Source organism: Streptomyces sp. NPDC059917, assembly GCF_042730635.1.
GTDB lineage: Bacteria > Actinomycetota > Actinomycetes > Streptomycetales > Streptomycetaceae > Streptomyces.
Genome location: NZ_JBHWLC010000147.1, coordinates 1 through 9579, shown reverse-complemented (window position 1 = coordinate 9579; position 9579 = coordinate 1). Strand labels below are relative to the sequence as shown.

The 9579-nt window shown below is 70.5% G+C and carries 3 protein-coding genes, 1 tRNA gene and 1 rRNA gene; 1 reads left to right on the top strand and 4 read right to left on the bottom strand.

The window, feature by feature from the left end; translation table 11 throughout:
* Nucleotides 1-52 precede the first annotated feature (52 nt).
* Nucleotides 53-733, bottom strand: a complete 681-nt coding sequence (locus tag ACFWAR_RS38480; RefSeq protein WP_385788108.1) for a two-component system response regulator — start codon at nt 731-733, stop codon at nt 53-55.
* A 274-nt stretch (nt 734-1007) separates the two neighbouring features.
* Nucleotides 1008-6542 (bottom strand): HAMP domain-containing protein, encoded by a 5535-nt coding sequence (locus ACFWAR_RS38475; protein WP_385788105.1) that lies wholly within the window; start codon nt 6540-6542, stop codon nt 1008-1010.
* Nucleotides 6543-6730: 188 nt separating this feature from the next.
* Between ACFWAR_RS38475 and ACFWAR_RS38470 the strand changes: the two genes are divergently transcribed.
* Nucleotides 6731-9289, top strand: a complete 2559-nt coding sequence (locus ACFWAR_RS38470) for a SpoIIE family protein phosphatase (RefSeq protein WP_385788110.1) — start codon at nt 6731-6733, stop codon at nt 9287-9289.
* Nucleotides 9290-9405: 116 nt separating this feature from the next.
* Here the strand turns inward: ACFWAR_RS38470 and ACFWAR_RS38465 are convergent.
* Nucleotides 9406-9481 (bottom strand) — tRNA-Thr (locus ACFWAR_RS38465).
* Between the two features lie 5 nt (nt 9482-9486).
* Nucleotides 9487-9579, bottom strand: a 5S ribosomal RNA gene (gene rrf, locus ACFWAR_RS38460); the annotation flags it as partial.

Below are 9579 nucleotides of genomic sequence, written 5' to 3'. Positions count from 1 at the left end.
CTCAGCACCCGGCCCCGCTCGGGGGACCGGGTGCTGAGGGCGCGCCGCTCGCTCAGGCCTGCGCGGGAAGCATCGGCTGGCCGCCGCCGGTGCCCGGCTCCAGTGCGTCCAGGGCCCGCCGCAAACCGGTCAGTTTCCGCTCCAGATGGGCCGCGGTCGCGACCACCGCCGGATCGGCCGCCTCCTCGCCGAGTTGCTTGGTGAGCGCCTCGGCCTGCTCCTCGACCGCCGCGAGCCGGGCGGACAGCTCGGCCAGCAGGCCCGCCGTCTCCTTGCCCTCGACCCCGCCGGACCCGCCGCCCTCCAGCTGGAGCCGCAGCAGCGAAGCCTGCTCCCGCAGCTGGCAGTTCTTCGTGTACAGCTCGACGAAGACCGAGACCTTGGCCCGCAGCACCCACGGGTCGAAGGGCTTGGAGATGTAGTCCACCGCACCGGCGGCGTAGCCGCGGAAGGTGTGGTGCGGACCGTGGTTGATCGCGGTGAGGAAGATGATCGGGATGTCCCGGGTCCGCTCCCGCCGCTTGATGTGCGCGGCCGTCTCGAAGCCGTCCATCCCGGGCATCTGCACGTCCAGCAGGATGACCGCGAAATCGTCCGTCAGCAGCGCCTTGAGCGCTTCCTCCCCCGACGACGCCCTGACCAGTGTCTGATCGAGCGCGGAGAGGATGGCCTCCAGCGCCAGCAGATTCTCCGGCCGGTCGTCGACCAGGAGGATCTTGGCCTTCTGCACCATGCCCTGTCCTCCTCGCCCCGGCATGGGGCCTCCCCGGCTCCTGGCCACAGCGCTCGACCCGGGTCCCGCCCCTGCGGGCGGCTTCCGTGCGCCGTCCGTCCTTGTGCCGGTCATCGTAGCCCCAGTCCCGAGATCGCCACACCCTGTCACCAAGATGTCACTGTGCACGAAGCAGAAACGGTGTGGGGGAGCAGAAGGTTCCCCGTATATCGCCCTCCCACACCGATGTGGACACACTGAGTCAGCAATTGATACCTCTTCGCCGCTCCGCCGATCACTTTCCGCGCATCCACTGTTCCATCACCGACAACAGGAAGTCGGGATCGACGGGCTTGGTGACATAGTCGGAAGCACCGGAGTCGATCGCCTTCTCCCGGTCGCCCTTCATCGCCTTCGCCGTCAGCGCGATGATCGGCAGCCCCGCGAACTGCGGCATCCGCCGGATCGCCGACGTCGTCGCGTAGCCGTCCATCTCCGGCATCATGATGTCCATCAGAACGACCGTCACGTCGTCGTGCTGCTCCAGCACTTCGATGCCCTCGCGCCCGTTCTCCGCGTACAGCACCGCCAGGCCGTGCTGCTCCAGCACGCTGGTCAGCGCGAAGACGTTGCGGACGTCGTCGTCGACGATGAGCACCTTCTCGCCGTGGAAGTCGTACGTCCGGGGCACGACCGGAAGCTCGTCCTCCGCACCACCCCAGTCGTCCTCGAACCCCTGCGCGCCGTTCTGCGCGCCCGGCTCGCCCACGACCTTGCGGCGCCGCCGGAACAGCGTCGCCCCGCCGTGCCCCTGCCCCCCGGCCTGCGCACCGCCTCCCGACGCGCCCGCGGGCAGCGCCGCGGCGGGCCGCACCGGCGTCGCCGCCACCGCGGCCATCGGCGCCGCCGGCAGCGAGGGCGGCGCCGGAAGCACCGGGGCCACCTCGGCGGCCCGGCGGTAGAGGTCCCCGCGGCCACCGGGCGCGGGCTGCGCGTAGCCCTGCGGCGGCAGCTCGCTCGGGTGCAGCGGCAGGTACAGCGTGAAGGTGGAACCGCGCCCCGGCTCACTGGCCGCGTGGATCTCGCCGCCCAACAGCCGGGCGATCTCCCGGCTGATGGAGAGCCCGAGCCCGGTGCCGCCGTACTTGCGGCTCGTCGTGCCGTCCGCCTGCTTGAACGCCTCGAAGATCACCAGCATCTTGCTCGCCGCGATCCCGATCCCGGTGTCGGTCACCGAGAAGGCGATCAGGTCCGCGTCCGCCTCGCGCAGCGAACCGGCCTCCAGCAACTGCTCCCGGATCGCCTGCGGCACGTCCGCCCCGGCGGGCCGGATCACCAGCTCCACCGCGCCGCCGTCGGTGAACTTCACCGCGTTCGACAGCAGGTTGCGCAGCACCTGCAACAGCCGCTGCTCGTCCGTGTGCAAGGTGGCCGGCAGCTCCGGCGAGACCCGCACCGAGAAGTCCAGGCCCTTCTCCGCCGTCAGCGGCCGGAAGGTGGCCTCCACGTAGTCCACGAGCTGGACCAGCGCGATCCGCGTCGGCGAGACGTCCATCTTGCCCGCCTCGACCTTCGACAGGTCCAGGATGTCGTTGATCAGCTGGAGCAGGTCCGAACCCGCCCCGTGGATGGTCTCGGCGAACTCCACCTGCTTGGGCGAGAGGTTCTCGTCCGCGTTGTCCGCGAGCAGCTTGGCCAGGATCAGCAGCGAGTTGAGCGGGGTGCGCAGCTCGTGCGACATGTTCGCCAGGAACTCGGACTTGTAGCGCATCGAGACCGCGAGCTGCTCGGCGCGCTCCTCCAGGACCTGCCGGGCCTCCTCGATCTCGGTGTTCTTCACCTCGATGTCCCGGTTCTGCTGGGCCAACAGCTCGGCCTTCTCCTCCAGTTCCGCGTTGGCGGCCTGGAGCGCCTTCTGCCGGTTCTCCAACTCGTCGGAGCGCTCGCGCAGCTGCTCCGTCATCTCCTGCGACTGCTTGAGCAGCATCTCCGTCTTGGAGTTGACGCTGATCGTGTTCACGCTCGTGCCGATCATCTCGGCGATCTGGCTGAGGAAGTCCTTCTGGATCTGCGTGAACGGCTGGAAGGACGCCAGCTCGATGACGCCGAGCAGGTTCCCCTCGAACAGCACGGGCAGCACGATCACGTGCGCCGGCGGCGCCTCGCCCAGCCCCGAGGAGATCTTGAGGTATCCGGGCGGGGTGTTCTCCACCAGGATCGTCCGCTTCTCCTCGGCGACGGTCCCGATCAACCCCTCCCCCGGCCGGAAGGACGTCGGCATCGAGCCGCCCGCGTAGGCGTAACTGCCGCGCATCCGCAGCTCGTACGGGCCGTCCTGACCGCCGTCGGCGCCGAGCTCGGTGGCCGCGCCGGACGGCAGCGCAAGGAAGAAGGCGCCGTGCTGCGCGGAGACCACCGGGGTCAGCTCGCTCATGATCAGCGAGGCCACGTCGTCCAGCTCGCGGCGACCCTGCATGAGGGCCGAGATCCGCGCCAGGTTGCCCTTGAGCCAGTCCTGCTCCTTGTTGGCCAAGGTGGTGTCGCGCAGGTTGGCGATCATCGTGTTGATGTTGTCCTGGAGGACCTGGATCTCGCCCGCCGCGTCCACGTCGATCTTGAGGTTCAGATCGCCGCGGGTCACCGCGGTGGCCACGGCCGCGATGGCGCGCACCTGCCGGGTGAGGTTCCCGGCCATCTCGTTCACCGATTCCGTGAGGTCCCGCCAGGTGCCGTCGACGTCCCGGACGCGGGCCTGGCCGCCCAGGATCCCCTCGGTGCCCACCTCGCGGGCCACCCGCGTCACCTGGTCCGCGAAGGAGGACAGCTGGTCGACCATCGTGTTGATGGTGGTCTTCAACTCCAGGATCTCGCCCCGGGCGTCGATGTCGATCTTCTTGGTCAGGTCGCCCTTGGCGATGGCGGTCGTGACCATGGCGATCTGGCGCACCTGACCGGTGAGGTTGGAGGCCATGAAGTTCACCGAATCGGTGAGGTCCTTCCAGGTCCCCGAGACCCCGGGCACGTGCGCCTGGCCGCCGAGGCGGCCCTCCGTACCCACCTCGCGGGCCACCCGGGTCACCTCGTCGGCGAAGGACGACAGGGTCTTGACCATGGTGTTGACCGTGTCCGCGAGCTGCGCGACCTCGCCGCGCGCCTCGACCGTGACCTTCTTCGTCAGATCGCCGTTGGCGACCGCCGCCGAGACCTGCGAGATGTTGCGCACCTGCGACGTCAGGTTGTTGGCCATCAGGTTGACGTTGTCGGTGAGGTCCTTCCAGATGCCGGTCACCCCGCGCACCCGGGCCTGGCCGCCGAGGATGCCTTCGGAGCCCACCTCGCGCGCCACCCGCGTCACCTGCTCGGCGAAGGAGGACAGCTGGTCGACCATCGTGTTGACGGTCGTCACCAGCTCCAGGATCTCGCCCTTGGCATCGACCGTGATCTTCTTCGACAGGTCGCCCATCGCGACCGCCGTGGTCACCTCGGCGATGTTGCGGACCTGCGAGGTCAGGTTGTTCGCCATGAAGTTGACCGACTGGGTGAGGTCCTTCCAGGTGCCGGAGACCCCCTTCACCTCGGCCTGGCCGCCCAGGATCCCCTCGGTGCCCACCTCCCGGGCCACCCGGGTGACCTGCTCCGCGAAGTTGGAGAGCTGGTCGACCATGGTGTTGAGGGTGTTCTTGAGCTCCAGGATCTCGCCCCGGGCGTCCACGTCGATCTTCTGCGACAGGTCGCCGCGCGCCACCGCCGTGGCCACCTGCGCGATGTTGCGGACCTGCGAGGTCAGGTTCCCGGCCATGCCGTTCACCGAGTCGGTCAGGTCGCGCCACACGCCGGCCACGCCGGGCACCTGCGCCTGACCGCCGAGACGGCCCTCCGTACCCACGTCCCGGGCCACCCGGGTCACCTGCTCGGCGAAGGCGGAGAGCTGGTCGACCATCGTGTTGATGGTGTTCTTGAGCTCCAGGATCTCGCCGCGCGCGTCCACGTCGATCTTCTGCGACAGGTCGCCGCGCGCCACCGCCGTCGTCACCTGCGCGATCTGGCGCACCTGGGACGTCAGGTTCCCGGCCATGAAGTTGACCGAGTCGGTCAGCTCCTTCCAGGTGCCGGACACCCCCTCCACCCGGGCCTGACCGCCGAGGCGGCCCTCCGTACCCACGTCCCGGGCCATCCGCGTGACCTGGTCGGCGAAGGACGACAGCTGGTCCACCATCGTGTTCACGGTGTTCTTCAACTGGAGCATCTCGCCGGAGACGTCCACGGTGACCTTCTGCGACAGGTCGCCGTTGGCCACCGCCGTCGTCACCTGCGCGATGTTGCGGACCTGGCCGGTGAGGTTGCGGAAGGCGGTGTTCACCGAGTCGGTGAGGTCCTTCCAGGTCCCCGCAGCGCCCGGTACCTGCGCCTGCCCGCCCAGCTCGCCCTCGACGCCGACCTCGCGGGCCACCCGCGTCACCTCGGAGCCGAAGGACTGGAGCTGGTCGACCATCGTGTTGACGGTGTTCTTCAGCTCCAGCATCTCGCCGGCCACGTTCACCGTGACCTTCTGCGACAGGTCGCCGTTCGCGACCGCCGTCGTCACCTGCGCGATGTCGCGCACCTGCGTGGTGAGGTTGCGGAAGACCGTGTTCACCGAGTCGGTGAGGTCCTTCCAGGTCCCCGCAGCGCCCGGCACCTGCGCCTGCCCGCCGAGCAGACCCTTCGCACCGACCTCGCTCGCCACCCGGGTGACCTCGTCCGCGAAGGTCCGCAGCGTCTCGGTCATCTGGTTGATCGTTTCGGCGAGCTGCGCCACCTCGCCGCGCGCGCTCACCGTGACCTTCTGCGACAGGTCCCCGTTGGCCACCGCGGTCGTCACCTGGGCGATCCCGCGCACCTGCGCGGTCAGGTTCCCCGCCATGGTGTTGACCGAGTCCGTCAGGTCCTTCCACACGCCCGCGACCCCGGGCACCTTCGCCTGGCCGCCCAGCTCGCCCTCGGTCCCCACCTCGCGGGCGACGCGCGTCACCTCGGAGGAGAAGGACGACAGCTGGTCCACCATCGTGTTCACGGTGTTCTTCAGCTGGAGCATCTCACCGGCCACGTGCACGGTGACCTTGCGCGACAGGTCGCCCTTGGCCACCGCCGTCGTGACGAGAGCGATGTCACGCACCTGGGCGGTGAGCCGGTACGCCATGGTGTTGACGGAGTCGGTCAGGTCCTTCCAGGAACCGGACATACCGCGCACCTGGGCCTGGCCGCCGAGCTTGCCCTCGGTGCCCACCTCCAGCGCCACCCGGGTCACCTCGTCGGTGAACGCCGACAGCTGGTCGACCAGGTTGTTGACCGTCCGCCCGATCTTGAGGAACTCGCCGCGCAACGGGTGCCCGGTGCCCTCGGCCGCCTGCGTCCGCAGGTCCATCCGCTGGTCCAGGTCACCGTCGGCGACCGCCGAGAGCACCCGGCCCACCTCGGAGACCGGCCGCGCCAGGTCGTCCACGAGCTGGTTCGAGGCGTCGATCGCGGCCGCCCAGGAGCCCTCGCAGGCCCCCGTCTCCAGCCGCTCGCTCAGCTTGCCCTCGCGCCCGACCATCCGCCGGACCCGGGACAGCTCTCCGGTCAGGTGGAGGTTGCGGTCGGCGACCTCGTTGTAGACGGCGGCGATCTCCGCCATCACACCGTCGCCGGACACCGTCAGCCGCTTGCGGAAGTTCCCGTCCCGCATCGACACCAAAGCCGTGAGCAGGCGGTTCAACGCGGCGGTGTCGACCTCGGTCGTACTCCCCCGCCGGGACCGTCCGCCCTTCGCACGCGCACCTGTCCTGCGCGTCGCTACGCCAGACTCCACCGTGTCCCTCCCGAAAGGGTCGACCGCACCACCGGGTCCTGACTCCACGCGACCCGGCTCTTCAAGCCTGCCCAGTGTTTCACCCCCGCCGAACCAGGCCATAACACTTCGGCACCTTCGCACACGGTCCACACCCTGTGGGGGGAATACCCGACGACCGCACCGCGCCGCCCGCGAAGGTAAGTAACCTGGCACCCGATGTCCAACCGCGTCGGAGGAGACTTGTGATCACGGCACGGGCCGCTGCCAGCTTCGACCCCCTAGGGCGCTCGGTCGCCGCCGCCCGCGCCTTCGTCCGCGACGCCCTCCAGGGCTGGGGCTTCTCGGACATCGTCGACGACGCGGTGGTGCTCACCAGCGAGCTGGTCACCAATGCCGTGGTGCACGCCGGAACCCGCGCCGAGGTCCTGTGCCTGCGCGCCGAGGACGGCGTCCGGGTCGAGGTCGCCGACCGCTATCCGGAACGCGCCCTGCCGCTGGAGTACCCCGGCGAGCGGCCCTACGCCGACCCGGACCGCGAGAGCGGCCGCGGCCTGATGCTCTGCGCGGCCCTCGCCACCCGCTGGGGCGTCGAGTACACCGCCACCCACAAGCACGTGTGGTTCCGCCTCGACCTGCCGGACCGTCCGGTCGGTACCCGCTCCGCGGGCCCGGTCGTCCCCGACCAGCTGCTCCCGCTCGCCGACAGCCGCGTACGGGTCGCCGTCGTCCAGATCGACGCGGCGGACCAGGTCACCGCCTGGAACGAGGACGCCGAGCACATCTTCGGCCACCCGGCCGAGAAGGCCGTCGGCCGCCCCCTCGCCGAGCTCGCCGCCTGGCCGCAGACCCCCGGCACCGGCACCGGCATCGCCGAGGCCCTGCGCCTGTCCCGCTGGGAGGGCAGCTACGGCATCCGCGGCGCCGACGGCCGGGTCATCCCCGTCTACGCCTCCCACCTGCGCGTCCGGGACGCCCACGGCGAGCCCTCGATCGTCTGCCTGCTCGTCCACGACGACGAGCGCGCCCTGCTCCAGACCCCTGTCAGGGTCCCGGCCGACGGCGCCGCCCTCAGCGAGCCGCGCACCGCCGACCCCTTCGAGATCTTCATCGGCTCCCCCGCCCCCGACGACCTCGACGGCCTGCTCCAGCGCACCGTGGAACGCGCCCGCGACCTCCTGGACGCCGACTCCGCCTTCCTCCTGCTGGCCACCGACGACGAGACCGAGCTGGAGGTACGGGCCACCACGGGCCTGCCCTCGACCCGCCAGCGCTTCGCCCGGGTCCCCGTCGAGGCGGGCACCAACCGGTACGGCTCCGCCCGGATGCCCGCGGTCCACGACGACCTCGCCGCCGTGCCCGGCGCCGTCCCGCTGCTCGAATCCACCGGCATGCGCTCCGCGGTCACCGTCCCGCTCAAGGTCGAGGGCCGCCTGACCGGCTCCCTCGGCATCGCCGCCGAAGGCCCGGACCGCTACTCCAACGAGGACGCCCTGCGCCTCCAGTTCGCGGCCGACCGGATCGCCCTGGCCGTCGAATCCGCCCGCCTCGGCGAGCTGGAACGGCTGCGCCGCGGTTCGCTCTCCTTCCTCGTCGAGGCCTCCGACCTGCTCGCGGGCACCCTCGACCGGGACCAGACCCTGGCCCTGATGGCCCAGATGACCGTCCCGACCCTGGCCACGTGGTGCGCCGTCTACACCATCGCCGACCAGTCCTCGGACCCGTTCCTGTCCTTCGTCCTGCACGAAGACGAGGAGCGCATCGACGACCTCAAGGTCCTGCTGTCCCGCGTCACCCCGCCCGAGGCCCTCCCCGAATCCGGTGCGTGCGCCTGGCCCGAGGCCTCCGTCGCGGTCGGCGGCGAGACCGTCGTACTGCCCCTGCGGGCCCGCAACCGGGTCATCGGCCTGCTCACCCTGGGCAAGCCCAGCGAGGACCACTTCCGCCACGAGATCCTCGAACTGGCCGAAGACCTCTCCCGCCGGGCGGCCCTGGCCCTCGACAACGCCCGGCTGTACTCCGAGCGCACCGCGATCAGCCGCTCCCTCCAGCGCAGCCTGCTGCCGCCGGGCTCGCCGGCCATCCCCGGCATGGAGGTCGAGGTCATCTACCGCGCCGCCGGCGAGGGCAACGAGGTCGGCGGCGACTTCTACGACGTCTTCCCGATCCGCCCCGGGGTGTACGGCTTCGCCATCGGCGACGTGTGCGGTACGGGCCCGGAGGCGGCGGCGGTCACCGGCCTCGCCCGGCACGCGCTGCGCCTGCTGGCCCGCGAGGGCCTCGGCGGCCCGGCCGTCCTGGAGCGCCTCAACGCAGCCATCCTCGACGAGGGCGCCCGCAGCCGCTTCCTCACCCTGCTCTACGGCGAACTGCACCCGCAGCCCGACGGCAGCGCCCTGATGAAGGTCGTCTGCGCGGGCCACCCGCTCCCGCTCCGGCTGCGCCCGAACGGCGAGGTCGTACCGGCCGCGGACCCGCAGCCCCTGCTGGGCGTGATCGAGGACCTGGACCTCTACGAGCAGACCCTGACGCTGGACCCGGGAGACGTCCTGCTCTGTGTCACCGACGGCGTCACCGAACGCCGGGAGGGCACCAGGATGCTGGGCGACGACGGCCTCACCGAGGTCCTCACCACGTGTACCGGTCTCACCGCCGGCGCGGTCGCGGCCCGTGTGCTGCGCGCGGTGGAACGCTTCGCCGCGGAGCCCGCCTCGGACGACATGGCCATCCTCGCCCTCCGCGTCCCCCAGCCCCAGGCCGGCGACTGAGCACTCCACCGACGGTCGGTCCGGGGCCCTGTCGGGCCCCACCGACCGTCGGATCCGATGGGATCGGGTCCTGAACGCAAAAAAGGCCCCCGCCAAATGGCGGGGGCCTTTTTCTTTGGAGCCCTTTAACGGAATCGAACCGTTGACCTTCTCCTTACCATGGAGACGCTCTACCGACTGAGCTAAAAGGGCGGGTTGTTCGGCGGCGTCCTACTCTCCCACAGGGTCCCCCCTGCAGTACCATCGGCGCTGAAAGGCTTAGCTTCCGGGTTCGAAATGTAACCGGGCGT